Below are 13,712 nucleotides of genomic sequence, written 5' to 3' on the forward strand. Positions count from 1 at the left end.
AGATCCGCCACCGGGTTTTCATTTTAACAGGATGCGCGATGAAGTCTTCCAGAATTCTGGCCATAGGCGGCGCGCATATAGTCCGGCACGGCCAGATCACAGGCTCATTCACGCCCGGCGAATTCAATCCGGGCGTGATGCGCGAGGATGTCGGCGGCGATGCGTTCAATGCCGCGCGGATAGTCATACGACACGGCGACTCCGCTTCGCTGATCTCGGTGAGAGGCGGAGACGTCGCGGGCGAAACCGTATCCTGCGCCATTGCCGCAGAAGGTATTTCGGACCTTTCCGTGATTTTCCTGGATCGCAAGACGCCGAGCCGGACGGTCTTGCTGGACAGCGACCACCGCCTCATTGCCGGGCTCGACGACACGGCGCTCTACGACCTTGTCTTTCCGAAGCAGATGCGGCGTTCGAAGATGCGCGAGGCGGTGGCGCAATCCGACGCAATTCTTTGCGATGCCGCCATGCCCGCCGCTGCCCTCGAAAAGCTCGCAACGCTCGCCGCCGGCAAGCCGTTGTTTGCGATTGCAGAGTCTTCGACCAGGATCCTGCGTTTCGCGAATCTTCTGCCTGAACTCGCATGCCTTTTCATGAAACGCGAAGGCGCCATTGTGCTTTCGGGCGATAGAGGAAAGAGCGAGATTGCATCGATTGCAGAGGAGCTGCGCGAGCGCGGCCTCGCATGCGGCATCATCATGGAAGACGACGGAACAACCGTCGGTTTCGACCGGAAATCCCTCTTTTCGATTCGAGCGCTCGATCCCGCATATTCACTCGCGGCATTGGCAGGCGCCACAATAGTCGCTCTGATGCGCGGATTGCCGATGCGCGAGGCGCTCTCGGCAACAAGCCCGGCTCAAGAACCGGGCACTCACTTGCCGGCGCGCAAGCCCGCCTCATAGGCCCTGCGCGCCCAGACCGTCATCTCTTCGGGATCATCGAGCGCGTCTTCAGGGATGCTCCAGTAAGGCATGGCGACTGTCTTGCCATGCCTCGACCCGGTGTAGGTCCATTGGGTGCAGCCGGCAGCTTCGAAATCGGGCGCGCTTTGTGCATCTGCCTTCAGCCGGAATTCGCCACGGATCTCGACCGCGATGATGACGCCATCGAAATAGACGCCCTTGCCGCCAAACAGGCGACGGATTGAAACCGGCCCAAGCCCGTCGAAAATTTCGCGGATGCGTTCGTCGTCCATGGCGTGATGATGTCACGCGGCCCTGAACTTGTCATGCTGGCAACCAAAGCTCTGCTGACAGGTTTAACGCCCGTACGTGATATATCGAAGCGATCGATTGCCAGGAGTTGCCAGAATGCCCGTCCTGCTCAAAGGCTCATGCCACTGCGGTGCCGTTCATTTCGAAGTCGAGAGCCATACCCCTGCCCCCTACCAGCTCTGCTACTGCTCGATCTGCCGCAAACAGCAGGGCAGCGGCGGTTATGCCATCAATCTGGGCGCCGACAATGAGACGATGAAGGTCACAGGCAAGCGCCACATTGGCGTCTATCGTGCCAAGATCGAGGACGACGAGCATCCGGTCTGCGAGGTTTCCAGCGGAGAGCGCAATTTCTGCAAGAGATGCGGGGCAGCCCTGTGGCTCTACGACCCGACATGGCCGGAGCTTGTCCACCCCTTCGCCTCAGCGATCGACACCGACCTGCCCATCCCGCCGCAGCGCACGCACCTGATGCTGAAATACAAGGCGAACTGGATTGAGCCGGATATCGCCAAGGGCGACAAGACATTCGACGTCTATCCCGAAGAATCGATCGCCGAATGGCACAAAAGGACCGGTATGTGGGTCGACTAGGCCGTTCAGGCAGCGCCGGCTGACGCTCTCGCCTCGGCAAGCTGCTTGAGGTCGGCGGGCTTCAGTTCGACAGATTCACCGCAGCCGCAGGCCGAACTCTGGTTCGGATTGGTAAAGGTGAACCCGGTGCGAAGCTGCGTCACCTCGAAATCCATCACCGTGCCGAACAGGAAAAGCGCTGCTTCCGGCGCGACATAGACATGGGCGCCGTCACGCTCGATGTGATCGTCCTTGGGGTTGGGCTCGGTCACGAGATCGACCGTATACTCCATGCCCGCACAGCCGCCCTTCTTGATGCCAAGGCGAATGCCCTGCGCACCTTCACGGGTCGCCACGATCTCGTTGACGCGAGAAGCGGCCTTTTCGGTCATGCTTATGACGGCAAAGCGTCCCATTTCATTCTCCATGCCCATGCAGGTTCAAGGCCTGCCGGATACCCTATAGATGGTCGATCGAAGTCCGGTTGGCAAGTCGCAATCAGATATCGTCGTCCCGGTAGTACGCGATGAAATCACGATGGCCTTCAAGCACCGTCACCACTTCGAAGACGTCATCCATATACCGAAAAAAGATGACGTAGCCCTTGAAAGCGAAACTGCGCAGACCCGGCTTCAACTCCGTTCGCTCTCGCCCGAGCGTACCGGGAAGCGACGCCAGCCTGGCGCACTTTTGCCTTAGCTCACCGACAAATGCCTCGGCCAGGAAACGGCTGCCGGTCGTGGTCGCAATGTAAATTGCGATATCCAGAAGATTGTCGAGCGCTTCACTGGAAAAGCGAAGTTCCCGCATCAGGGCAGTTCTGCCGCCCAGCTGTCGAGTTTCGCCTTCAGCGCCCGTTCGACGTCTTCCTCGCTGTGATTGCCACCACGGTCGATTGCGGTCTCGATTGTTTGCCGGAGTGCCAGAAGCTTCGCCTCACGCTCTTCTACGAGGCGCAGACCCTCTCGAACCACTTCGCTGGCGGAACCATATCTTCCCTCTTCAACGGCCGAGGCTACAAAACTTTCCCAGCGTTCTCCGAGCGACACATTCATGATGCTCTCCTTTTCAAAGCATCATACAAAAATAACAGAAAATGCGCAATTTTTGTTATCAGCGCGCTCAATACCACCCGACGGCGACCTGCGCCTCTTCCGACATGCGGTCTGGCGTCCACGGCGGATCGAAGGTCATGTTGACCTCGACGTCGGAAACGCCTTCCACCGCGCCGACTGCATTCTGCACCCAGCCCGGCATTTCGCCGGCAACCGGGCAGCCGGGCGCGGTCAGCGTCATGTCGATCTTGACCGAGCGGTCGTCTTCGATGTCGATCTTGTAGATGAGGCCGAGTTCATAGATGTCGGCCGGAATTTCAGGGTCGTAAACCGTCTTCAGCGCCGAGACGATGTCGTCGGTCAGCCGCGCCAGTTCTTCGGCGGGAATGGCCGAAGCTGAAACCACGCTGCCGCCCTGCTCTTCCTCGGGCTTGGATTCGGTTGCAACGCTTGCGTCTTCCATCATCATCACCCGAAGAATTTCCGCGCTTTTTCAAGCGCTTCTGCCAAAGCATCCACTTCAGCGCGCGTATTATACATGCCGAAGGATGCCCTGCATGTGGAGGTTACACCGAAGCGTTTCAACAGCGGCTGTGCGCAATGCGTGCCGGCGCGCACCGCCACGCCCGCCCGGTCGATGACCATCGACACATCATGCGCGTGAATGCCCTGCAGTTCAAACGACACGATCGCGCCCTTGCCCGGCGCGTCGCCGAAGATGCGCAGCGAGTTGATCGAGCGCAGGCGCTCATGCGCATAATTCTTCAGATCGGCTTCATGCGCGGCAATCGCCTCGCGGCCGACCTTTTCCATATATTCGAGCGAAGCGCCGAGCCCGATCGCCTGGACGATCGGCGGCGTGCCGGCCTCGAAACGGTGCGGCGGGTCGTTATAGGTGACGTTGTCTTCCGTCACCTCGGTGATCATCTCGCCGCCGCCCTGGAAAGGCCGCATGCGCTCCAGCATATCGCGCTTGCCATAAAGCACGCCGATGCCGCTCGGCCCATAGACCTTGTGCCCGGTGAAGACGAAGAAATCGCAGTCCAGATCCTGCACGTCGATAGGCATGTGCACAGCACTCTGGCTGCCGTCGACCAGCACCGGAATGCCGCGCGCATGCGCAATCCGCACGATTTCCTTGATCGGCGTGACGGTGCCGAGCGCGTTCGACATCTGCGTGATCGCTACCAGCTTGGTGCGGTCCGTCAGGCGCTTTTCGAATTCCTCGATATGGAACACGCCTTCATCGTCGACCGGCACCCAGACAAGCTTTGCGCCCTGCCGCTCGCGGATGAAATGCCACGGCACGATGTTGGAATGATGCTCCATGATCGAAATGACGATCTCGTCATCCTTGCCGATATTCGGCATGCCGAAACCATAGGCGACCGTGTTGATCGCGGAAGTCGTGTTCGAGGTGAAAACGATCTCTTCCGCACTGCCGGCATTGAGGAAGCGGCGAACCGTTTCGCGAGCCTTTTCATAGGCATCGGTCGCGGCGTTCGACAGGAAATGCAGGCCGCGATGCACATTGGCGTATTCATTGGCATAGGCGTGCTGGACCGCATCTAGCATGACCTGCGGCTTCTGCGCCGAAGCGCCATTGTCGAGATAGACCAGCGGCTTGCCATAGACTTCGCGCGACAGGATCGGAAAATCGCGCCGGATCGCCTCGACGTCGTAGGGGGCTAATACTTGGTCCATGTCAAACCTCCCTGCCGTCATCCTCGGGCTTGTCCCGAGGATCTACGAGGTTCACGCTGGCAAACGCTTCCCTTTCAACGCAGCAGATCCTCGGGACAAGCCCGAGGATGACGACGCGAGGGCTATCGGCACCGCCAACCATCATGCCTCACCCATGCGTCTGGAACCATCCGTCGAGCAGCGCTTCCAGCGCCTCGACAACCGGCTCGACTTCCAGTTCCTCGATGACCTCGGCGACGAACGCCTTGACCAGCAAACCGCGCGCCGTCTTTTCGTCGATGCCGCGCGCCATCAGGTAAAACAGGTGGTTGCGGTCGATCTCGGTGACGGTAGCACCATGGCCGCACTGCACGTCGTCGGCAAAGATTTCGAGCTCCGGCTTGGCCGAAAACTCGCCGTCATCCGACAGAAGCAGCGTGTTGCAGGCCATCTTCGCGTCGGTCTTCTGCGCATACTGAGCGACATTGATGCGGCCCTGGAACACGCCGCGCGCCTTGCCGGTGACGACGTTGCGGATGACTTCCGTCGAACTGGTGTGCGGTACCGAATGGTCGAGCACCATCGTGACGTCGGTATGCGTGTCGCCGGCGAGCAGATTGATGCCGCGCAACGTGAATACAGAGCCTTCGCCGGCCGCGTCGACGATAATCTCCTGACGAACCAGCTTGCCGCCGGCATTCATCACAAAAAGCGTCAGCTTCGAATTCTTGCCGAGTTTGGCCTTGAACTGCGCCAGATGCGTTGCCGTGTCCGGCTGCTCCTGCACGATCAGCCAAAGCACCTCGGCATCGTCACCGAGCAGAAGCTGGCTGATCGAGCTGACGAGTGCGGCGCCCTCGCCGGTCTGTCGCTCGACGATCGTCGCCTTGGCGCCGGTGCCGATACGGACGGGGAAGCGCATATGCGTCTGTCCGCCGGCCTGCACATTCTGTAATTCGAGCGGTGTTTCGAGTTCGGTGCCGTCAGCGATATCGACGAAATAGCCGTCGGCGACAAAGGCGGTGTTCAGCGCGCCGATCGCGTCGTCAAAACCGTAAGGGTCGAGCGCCGGGGCAAAGCTGCCGTCCGTGAGCTTCTCGGCCAGAGACTGGACAGTCACGCCTTCGATGGAAGGAAGCTTGCCTGCGGCCGCACCGTTGAGCGCCGAAAGCACCGTCGAACCTTCAAGCAGCGGCGCAATGGCCTTGGCCTGAACTGCACCGTCATAGGCCGGAACCGAGGTCAGCAGGCGGCGCAGGTCGGTATAGTGCCAGGATTCGATGCGCTTGGTCGGCAGGCCCGCCTTCAGCGCCTCGATGGCATCGTCGCGCTTGACCATGACCTCGCCGTCGCCCGGCAGCAGCGACAGGCGCTCGCCGAACGCGTCGATCAGCGCCGTTTCGGCTGCCGTTCGTTGCGGTGTTGCATGCATATTCATGACACTCACCTATGCCGCCTCTTCGATGATCCCGGCATAGCCGTTCTCTTCCAGCTCGAAAGCCAGCGACTTGTCGCCCGACTTGATGACCTGGCCCTTGTAAAGCACATGCACCGAGTCCGGCACGATGTGTTCGAGCAGGCGCTGGTAGTGGGTGATGACCACGATGGCGCGGTCCGGCGAACGCAACGCGTTGACACCGTCCGAGACGATCTTCAGCGCGTCGATGTCGAGGCCGGAATCGGTCTCGTCGAGCACGCAGAGATTTGGCTGAAGCAGCTTCATCTGCAGGATTTCCGCTCGCTTCTTCTCGCCGCCGGAGAAGCCGACATTCAGCGGACGCTTCAGCATCGCCATGTCCATGCTGAGCAGGCCTGCCTCTTCCTTGACGCGCTTGATCAGCTCAGGAATCTTCAGCGGCTCTTCGCCGCGCGCCTTGCGCTGGGCATTCATCGCGACTTTCAGGAATTCCATGGTCGCCACGCCCGGTATCTCCATCGGATACTGGAAAGCGAGGAAAATGCCCGCGGCAGCACGCTCGGCGGGATCCATCTCAAGGATCGACTCGCCATTGTACAAAATCTCGCCTTCGGTGACCTCATAGTCAGGCCGGCCGGCGAGGATGTAGGACAAGGTCGACTTGCCCGAACCGTTCGGGCCCATGATAGCGGCAACTTCGCCGGCCTTCACGGTAAGGTTCAGCCCGCGGATGATTTCAACGCCGCTCTCGGCGATCCGGGCATGCAGGTTCTTGATCTCAAGCATATTTTTCTTCCTGAATTCCAATACCGGTCAGCCGACCGAACCCTCAAGCGAAATGCCGATGAGCTTCTGCGCTTCGACCGCGAACTCCATCGGCAGTTCCTGGATGACTTCCTTGACGAAGCCGTTGACGATCAGCGCAATGGCTTCTTCCTGCGGAATGCCGCGCTGCATGACGTAGAACAGCTGGTCCTCGGAAATTTTCGAGGTCGTCGCCTCATGCTCGAACTGCGCCGACGAATTCTTTGCCTCGATGTAGGGCACGGTATGCGCACCGCAGTCCTCGCCGATCAGCAGTGAGTCGCACTGGGTGAAGTTGCGCGCATTCTCCGCCTTGCGATGGGCCGAGACCTGACCACGATAGGTGTTCTGCGAGAAGCCGGCGGCGATGCCCTTAGAGATGATGCGGCTCGACGTGTTCTTGCCGAGGTGCAGCATCTTGGTGCCGCTATCAACCTGCTGGTAACCGTTCGACACGGCGATCGAATAGAACTCGCCGCGCGAATTGTCGCCACGCAGAATGCAGCTCGGATATTTCCAGGTGATCGCCGAACCGGTCTCGACCTGCGTCCAGGAAATCTTGGAGTTCTTGCCGCGGCAATCGCCACGCTTGGTGACGAAGTTGTAGATGCCGCCCTTGCCCTGCGCGTCGCCCGGATACCAGTTTTGCACGGTCGAGTATTTGATCTCGGCATCGTCGAGCGCGACAAGCTCGACCACGGCTGCGTGAAGCTGGTTTTCGTCGCGCTGAGGTGCGGTGCAGCCTTCGAGGTAGGAAACGTAAGCGCCGTCCTCGCAGATGATCAGCGTGCGCTCGAACTGGCCGGTGTTCTTCTCGTTGATACGGAAATAGGTCGACAGCTCCATCGGGCAGCGAACGCCCTTGGGCACGAACACGAACGAACCGTCGGTGAAGACGGCCGAATTCAGCGTCGCGTAATAATTGTCGGTCGTCGGCACCACGGTGCCGAGATATTTCTTCACCAATTCCGGGTGCTCGCGGATCGCTTCCGAGATCGAGCAGAAGATAACGCCGGCCTGCGCCAGCTCCTTCTTGAAGGTCGTGACGACCGAAACGGAATCGAACACCGCGTCGACCGCAACGCGGCCGGACTTGTAGACATTGTCGCCAGCTTCGTCGAACTCGTCGGCTTCCGCCTTCGGCTTCTGGACGCCGGCGAGAATCTCCTGCTCTTTCAGCGGGATTCCGAGCTTTTCGTAGACCTTCAGCAATTCCGGATCGACTTCCTCAAGCGAGGTCGGCCCCGGCGTGCTTTTCGGCGCGGCGTAGTAATAAATGTCCTGAAAATCGATCTTCGGATAGTTGACGCGCGCCCAGGTCGGCTCCTCGAGCGTCAACCAGCGGCGGAAAGCCTCAAGACGCCATTCCAGCATCCATTGCGGCTCGTCCTTCTTCTTCGAGATGAAACGGATCGTGTCTTCGGACAGGCCTTTCGGCGCCTTGTCCATCTCGATCTCTGTCTCAAAACCGTACTTGTATTGGTCAACGTCGATCTTACGAACCCGATCGATCGTATCCTGCACAGCAGGCATAAGCGTTCTCCATCCACGCCGGGGTCAAGGCCCGACAGTTTTCAAACTATGGCACCGCTGGCGCGGCGTAAGTTCCATATAGTGCGTCTTGCCGGGAAATTCACCCGTTGGAAGCGTTACAAACGCTCCAAAACGCACCGACTCGTTGGCCCAGAAGGCCAAATTCCATCCACCCCTCAGGCGGCTTTCGTTTTTTCGGCGCGACGCGCCAGGATTCCAGCTAGCACCGCCGTGAACTGCTCGATCTCGGCCTGCGTGGTCGCCGGGCCGATCGAGACGCGAAGCGCGCCTTCCGGATTGTCGTGTCCCATGGCCTTCAGCACATGGCTGGGGCCGACTTTGCCCGACGAACAGGCCGAGCCGGCCGACAGCGCCACACCCGCCAGATCGAAGGCGATTTGCGACGTTTCCGATTTGACGCCTGGAATAGCGAAGAAAATCGTATTGGCAAGCCGTTCGCTCCGGCGTCCGAATATTTCTGCATCGGGCGCAAGCGACAGGATCGAAGCTTCGAGGCTGTCACGTAGCGCCCGAACCTGATCGATCCCGGCGAGCGCAATCTTTGCTTCGCGTGCAGCCGCACCAAAGCCGGCAATCGCGGCGAGATTTTCCGTGCCCGCACGAAATCCGCGCTCCTGCCCACCACCGGTGACGAGCGCCTTCGGCATCATCAGGTCGGATGCGGCAACGAATGCGCCGACGCCTTTCGGCCCGCCGATCTTGTGCGACGACAATATCAAATAGTCGGCATAACCCGTTGCCAGATCGAGCGGAATGCGGCCAGCGGCCTGAACCGCATCGACCACGAATACACCACCAGCCGCCTTGACGACCTCGGCGATCTTGCCGAGCGGCTGGATCACGCCGGTTTCGTTGTTGGCGGCGTGGATAGCTACGAGCGGCAAACCTTCGGCCTTGTCGTGAGCAGCGAGCGCCTGCCTCAAAGCGTCCAGATCGGTAATTCCGTCACCATCGACGCCGATATGGATCGTGCGCTCAATGCCGAAGCGGCCGCCGTTCAACAGGCAGGGATGATCGGCAGCCGACACATAGACCTTCGACATGCGGACCGCGCCGCGCCCCATCTGCCAGTCCGGCGTCAGAAGCGTCGTCGCGGCCTCAGTCGCACCCGAGGTGAAGACGACATGCTCGGGCTTGGTGTTGATCAGCGCAGCCACGTCGCGCCTTGCATCCTCGATGATGCGCCGGGCCGCCCGTCCCTCACTGTGAACGGAGGATGGATTGGCTATGATGCCGAGAGCTGCGACCATGGCTTCGCGCGCGCCCGGCAACAGCGGGGCGCTCGCATTGTGGTCGAGATAGGCGCGTGAGGCAGCCATTTGCGCTCGATCGGTCCTTTAATTCGGCATTCCGCCGGGTTGAACGTTATTTCCTTGAAATTCCAAGGCCAGACGTCCTATTTACCCGCATTGTCAAACAGGTGGCCAGCCCACCCAGTTTTGAACAGTTCTAAACTAGCTTCTAAGAAGACGCCCGCGCTGCGTCAAGGCCAGCGGCAGAATTGTTCCAAGCGGCGGTCAAGTTTTTGCACGAGTTAAGTGGAGTTATTCATGCCTGAGGTCATTTTCGCCGGTCCGGCCGGTCGTCTGGAAGGACGCTATCAGCCGTCGAAGGAAAAGAATGCGCCGATCGCCATCATCCTGCATCCGCACCCACAGTTCGGCGGCACGATGAACAACAAGATCGTCTACGACCTCTTCTATATGTTCCAGAAGCGGAATTTCACCACGCTTCGCTTCAATTTCCGCGGCATCGGCCGCAGCCAGGGCGAATTCGACCACGGCACCGGCGAATTGTCGGATGCCGCCGCAGCGCTCGACTGGATCCAGGCATTGCATCCGGATTCGAAGACCTGCTGGGTTGCCGGCTACTCCTTCGGCGCCTGGATTGGTATGCAGCTTCTGATGCGCCGTCCGGAGATCGAAGGCTTTATCTCGATCGCGCCGCAGCCCAACACCTATGATTTCTCCTTCCTGGCCCCTTGCCCGTCGTCCGGCCTTATCATCCATGGTGATGCCGACAAGGTCGCACCGCCGAAGGACGTTCAAGGACTGGTCGATAAGTTGCATACCCAGAAGGGCATCACGATCACGCAGAAGACGCTGCCCGGCGCGAACCATTTCTTCGCCAATGACGCCGAATTGCTGCTCGAGGAATGCTCCGACTATCTCGACCGGCGCCTCGCCGGCGAACTTTCCGATCCACGGCCCAAGCGGCTGAGATAAACACGCAGGACAAACGCCGATGTACCAGCCTCCTCATTTCATCGAAACGCGGCTGGACGTCCTGCATTCCCTGATTCGCGCGCATCCGCTCGGCCTGCTCGTCTCGAACGGGCAGGACGGCCCGGTCGCCAATCCGTTGCCTTTCCTGCTCGATGGCGGCGTGCCGCCGCATGGCAGGCTGCGCGCGCACCTTGCCAGGGCAAACCCGCAATGGCGCATGCTGGCCGATAATCCCGACATGCCGGTGCTTGTCGTGTTCCAGGGGGCGGACACCTATGTCACGCCGTCCTGGTACGAGACGAAGCGCGAAACGGGAAAGGTCGTGCCGACCTGGAACTATGCCATCGTTCAGGTTCGTGGCCGGGTGCGCGTGATCGACGACAAGGACTGGCTCGCCGGTCAGATTGCGGAACTAACCGCCAGCCACGAAGCCGCCCGCGCCGAACCGTGGAAGGTGACCGACGCGCCTAAAGCTTTCATCCAGGCGCAGATCAAAGGCATCATCGGCCTCGAGATCGACATCACCAGCATCGAAGGCAAATGGAAGGTCAGCCAGAACCGCCCGGTCGCGGATCGCGCCGGCGTGGCGGAGGGGCTGGAAACAGAAACGACCGGCACCGCCGAGATGGCGCATCTGGTGCGCCAGTATGGCGGGCTGAGCGGCGAATAGATCAGGCTCGCACTTCGGACGGTTGAGCCAGTACGCCGCCGCTAACCGCTTCCCGGCAGCCCGTGGTCGTCGGGAAGGTCAGCGGCAGTCCGCTCAGCGACCGCACCGCCAGGAAAGCCCAGGCTTCCGCCTCTGTCGCATCGCCATCAAGCCCGGCGTCCTCTGCGACGATCACCTCGGCACCCGCCTTTTCAGCGCCGGCGCGCAAGTCGCCGACGATATGCGGGTTCTTGCGACCGCCGCCGCAGACGATCCAGAGTTTCGGCTTCTCGGGCATATGCTCGCCCGATTTCAGTATAGCTTCGGCTGAAACGGCTGCCAGCGTGCGCGCGCCGTCCGACAATTCCAGGTCTTTCGCGAGTTCCAGCGTGAAATCGTTGCGGTCGAGCGATTTCGGTCCCGCCTTCTCGAAGAACGGCACTTCCAGATAACGCTCGACTACCGAAACAATGATCCCACCCTCGCTGGCAATCGCACCGCCCGCATCGAACGGCACGCCGCCCTCGCGCGAAACCCATTGGTCGATCAGCGTGTTGCCGGGCCCGGTATCGAAAGCGACCGGATCACCCTTCTCAGGCACATAGGTGATGTTGGAAATGCCGCCGACATTAACGAAGACGACCGGATATCGCCCGGAAAAAGGCTCCGGCAGGGTCCGCGCCAGAGCGGCATGATAGGCGGGCACCAGCGGCGCGCCCTGCCCGCCATGCACCATGTCGTTGGCGCGCATGTCGTAGACCACCGGCACGCCAAGCTCGCGCGCCAGAAGCGCACCGTCGCCCAGTTGCACGGTGACACCGGCTTGTGGACGGTGCAGCACCGTCTGGCCATGGAAGCCGATCACGTCCGGCCTGCCCCATGCGCCGGCCGGCGAGGCCAGAAAGGCTTCGACAGCGCGCGCGTGCCGCAGTGTGATTTCACGTTCGAGGTCCGCCAGATCGCCGGGCCGATCCTCGCGCTTCACGATGGCCTTCGCCGTTTCCAGCGAATTCTCGATGCGCCGCCTGAAAGCGGCCTCGTAAGGCACGAACAGCGACGGCCCTGTCTCGATTTCGGCGACGCCGTCGGTCCGCAGCATGGCGATGTCGATGCCGTCCATCGACGTACCGCTCATCAGGCCGATCGCGCATGTTGTCGTCATTTTGGTCGCCGTTCTTGTGATTCCCTGCCGCCAGATGCTAAACGCGCCCGACCACACTTGCCACGGCAGCCTCGTATGCGCCGTGGAATTCTCGGGAAAGAAAAAATGTCCGCCTTCAAATCCGATTTCCTGCGCATCCTTTCCGAGCGCGGCTTCATCCACCAGACATCAGATGATGCCGGCCTCGACAAGCTTTTCGCCACGGAAACGGTTTCGGCCTATATCGGCTTCGACCCGACGGCATCGAGCCTCCACGCCGGCGGCCTGATCCAGATCATGATGCTGTACTGGATGCAGCAGACCGGACATCGGCCGGTGGCACTTATGGGCGGCGGCACGGGTATGGTCGGCGATCCGTCTTTCAAGGACGAGGCGCGCAAGCTGATGACGCCCGAGACGATCCAATCCAACATCGATGGCATCAAGAAGGTCTTTTCGAGCTACCTGACCTTTGGCGACGGCCCGCGCGACGCGGTGATGGTGAACAATGCCGAGTGGCTGCTGCCGCTCAACTACCTCGAATTCCTGCGCGACGTCGGCCAGCATTTCTCGGTCAACCGCATGCTCGCCTTCGATTCGGTAAAGCAGCGGCTCGACCGCGAGCAATCGTTGTCCTTCCTCGAATTCAACTACATGATCCTGCAGGCCTACGATTTCGTCGAGCTCAGCAATCGCTACGGCGTCAAGCTGCAGATGGGCGGCTCGGACCAGTGGGGCAACATCGTCAACGGCATCGATCTCGGCCACCGGCTGCGCACGCCGCAGCTCTACGCGCTCACCTCGCCGCTGCTGACAACCTCGTCCGGTGCCAAGATGGGCAAGTCGATGAATGGCGCGGTCTGGCTGAATGCCGACATGCTGAGCCCCTACGAGTTCTGGCAATACTGGCGCAACACCGAGGATGCCGATGTCGGGCGCTTCCTGAAGCTCTACACGACGCTTCCGCTGGATGAGATCGCGCGTCTCGAAAAGCTTGGCGGTTCGGAAATCAACGACGCCAAGAAGGTACTCGCCACCGAAGTGACCTCCATGCTGCATGGCCGCGACGCCGCACAGCAAGCCGAAGAAACCGCGCGCAAGACTTTTGAGGAAGGCGCTTTCGCCGACACGCTGCCGACGGTCGAGATTGGCAAGGCTGATCTTGAAGCCGGCATCGGCATTCTTGCGTTGTTCGTGACAGCCGGTCTTGCCGGCTCCAACGGCGAAGCCCGCCGCCACGTTCAGGGCGGTGCGGTGCGCGTGAATGATGCTGCCGTTTCCGACGAGCGGAAAATCATCTCGGGCGCCGATCTCACCTCCGAAGGCGTCGTGAAGCTTTCGCTCGGCAAGAAAAAGCACATCCTGGTGCGGCCGGTTTGACCGACCGCCAAACG

The 13,712-nt window shown here is 60.6% G+C and carries 16 protein-coding genes; 5 read left to right on the forward strand and 11 right to left on the reverse strand.

Features of this window, described 5'->3' with window-relative positions:
* The first annotated feature begins 38 nt into the window (after positions 1 to 38).
* Positions 39 to 905 carry a PfkB family carbohydrate kinase gene (locus WBQ96_RS13690; RefSeq protein WP_336550827.1) on the forward strand — a complete coding sequence of 289 codons (867 nt, stop codon included), beginning with the start codon at positions 39 to 41 and terminating at the stop codon, positions 903 to 905.
* Here WBQ96_RS13690 and WBQ96_RS13695 read toward each other — a convergent pair.
* Positions 875 to 1,198 carry a TfoX/Sxy family protein gene (locus tag WBQ96_RS13695; protein WP_165113337.1) on the reverse strand — a complete coding sequence of 108 codons (324 nt, stop codon included), beginning with the start codon at positions 1,196 to 1,198 and terminating at the stop codon, positions 875 to 877. The genes WBQ96_RS13690 and WBQ96_RS13695 overlap by 31 nt on opposite strands.
* Positions 1,199 to 1,313: 115 nt before the next feature.
* Here WBQ96_RS13695 and WBQ96_RS13700 point away from each other — a divergent pair, with 115 nt between their 5' ends.
* Positions 1,314 to 1,811, forward strand: a complete 498-nt coding sequence (locus tag WBQ96_RS13700; protein ID WP_336550825.1) for a GFA family protein — start codon at positions 1,314 to 1,316, stop codon at positions 1,809 to 1,811.
* Positions 1,812 to 1,816: 5 nt separating this feature from the next.
* Here WBQ96_RS13700 and sufA read toward each other — a convergent pair whose 3' ends face one another.
* From sufA to WBQ96_RS13745, 9 genes are all read right to left on the reverse strand, one after another.
* Positions 1,817 to 2,206, reverse strand: a complete 390-nt coding sequence (gene sufA, locus WBQ96_RS13705) for a Fe-S cluster assembly scaffold SufA (RefSeq protein ID WP_091912737.1) — start codon at positions 2,204 to 2,206, stop codon at positions 1,817 to 1,819.
* An 82-nt stretch (positions 2,207 to 2,288) separates the two neighbouring features.
* Positions 2,289 to 2,600 (reverse strand): type II toxin-antitoxin system RelE/ParE family toxin, encoded by a 312-nt coding sequence (locus WBQ96_RS13710; RefSeq protein WP_336550823.1) that lies wholly within the window; start codon positions 2,598 to 2,600, stop codon positions 2,289 to 2,291.
* Positions 2,600 to 2,845, reverse strand: coding sequence for a type II toxin-antitoxin system ParD family antitoxin (locus tag WBQ96_RS13715; protein WP_336550821.1), 246 nt, complete (start codon positions 2,843 to 2,845; stop codon positions 2,600 to 2,602). Before WBQ96_RS13715 ends, WBQ96_RS13710 begins: the two co-directional genes overlap by 1 nt.
* A gap of 67 nt (positions 2,846 to 2,912) precedes the next feature.
* On the reverse strand, positions 2,913 to 3,314 hold the full coding sequence (locus WBQ96_RS13720) for an SUF system Fe-S cluster assembly protein (RefSeq protein ID WP_442920833.1): 402 nt from the start codon (positions 3,312 to 3,314) through the stop codon (positions 2,913 to 2,915).
* On the reverse strand, positions 3,314 to 4,549 hold the full coding sequence (locus WBQ96_RS13725) for a cysteine desulfurase (RefSeq protein WP_336550819.1): 1,236 nt from the start codon (positions 4,547 to 4,549) through the stop codon (positions 3,314 to 3,316). The genes WBQ96_RS13720 and WBQ96_RS13725 overlap by 1 nt, the downstream gene beginning before the upstream one ends.
* Before the next feature lie 148 nt (positions 4,550 to 4,697).
* Positions 4,698 to 5,966 (reverse strand): Fe-S cluster assembly protein SufD, encoded by a 1,269-nt coding sequence (sufD, locus tag WBQ96_RS13730; protein WP_336550817.1) that lies wholly within the window; start codon positions 5,964 to 5,966, stop codon positions 4,698 to 4,700.
* Positions 5,967 to 5,975: 9 nt separating this feature from the next.
* Positions 5,976 to 6,731: a Fe-S cluster assembly ATPase SufC gene (gene sufC, locus WBQ96_RS13735; protein WP_165113321.1), complete on the reverse strand. Its 756-nt coding sequence runs from the start codon at positions 6,729 to 6,731 to the stop codon at positions 5,976 to 5,978.
* 27 nt (positions 6,732 to 6,758) lie between these two features.
* Positions 6,759 to 8,282 carry a Fe-S cluster assembly protein SufB gene (sufB, locus tag WBQ96_RS13740; RefSeq protein ID WP_165113319.1) on the reverse strand — a complete coding sequence of 508 codons (1,524 nt, stop codon included), beginning with the start codon at positions 8,280 to 8,282 and terminating at the stop codon, positions 6,759 to 6,761.
* A 176-nt stretch (positions 8,283 to 8,458) separates the two neighbouring features.
* Positions 8,459 to 9,622, reverse strand: a complete 1,164-nt coding sequence (locus WBQ96_RS13745) for a cysteine desulfurase family protein (RefSeq protein WP_336550814.1) — start codon at positions 9,620 to 9,622, stop codon at positions 8,459 to 8,461.
* A 231-nt stretch (positions 9,623 to 9,853) separates the two neighbouring features.
* Here WBQ96_RS13745 and WBQ96_RS13750 point away from each other — a divergent pair, with 231 nt between their 5' ends.
* Positions 9,854 to 10,528 (forward strand): alpha/beta hydrolase, encoded by a 675-nt coding sequence (locus tag WBQ96_RS13750; RefSeq protein ID WP_091912724.1) that lies wholly within the window; start codon positions 9,854 to 9,856, stop codon positions 10,526 to 10,528.
* Between the two features lie 19 nt (positions 10,529 to 10,547).
* Positions 10,548 to 11,198 (forward strand): FMN-binding negative transcriptional regulator, encoded by a 651-nt coding sequence (locus tag WBQ96_RS13755; RefSeq protein ID WP_336550812.1) that lies wholly within the window; start codon positions 10,548 to 10,550, stop codon positions 11,196 to 11,198.
* 1 nt (position 11,199) lies between these two features.
* Here WBQ96_RS13755 and WBQ96_RS13760 read toward each other — a convergent pair whose 3' ends face one another.
* Positions 11,200 to 12,339, reverse strand: a complete 1,140-nt coding sequence (locus WBQ96_RS13760) for an anhydro-N-acetylmuramic acid kinase (protein WP_336550810.1) — start codon at positions 12,337 to 12,339, stop codon at positions 11,200 to 11,202.
* 105 nt (positions 12,340 to 12,444) lie between these two features.
* Between WBQ96_RS13760 and tyrS the strand changes: the two genes are divergently transcribed.
* The gene (gene tyrS / locus WBQ96_RS13765; protein ID WP_336550808.1) at positions 12,445 to 13,698 is read left to right on the forward strand and encodes a tyrosine--tRNA ligase; all 1,254 of its coding nucleotides are present in this window, start codon (positions 12,445 to 12,447) and stop codon (positions 13,696 to 13,698) included.
* Positions 13,699 to 13,712: the final 14 nt, after the last annotated feature.

The sequence above is a fragment of the Mesorhizobium sp. CCNWLY176 genome, from assembly GCF_037153935.1.
GTDB lineage: Bacteria > Pseudomonadota > Alphaproteobacteria > Rhizobiales > Rhizobiaceae > Mesorhizobium_M > Mesorhizobium_M zhangyense.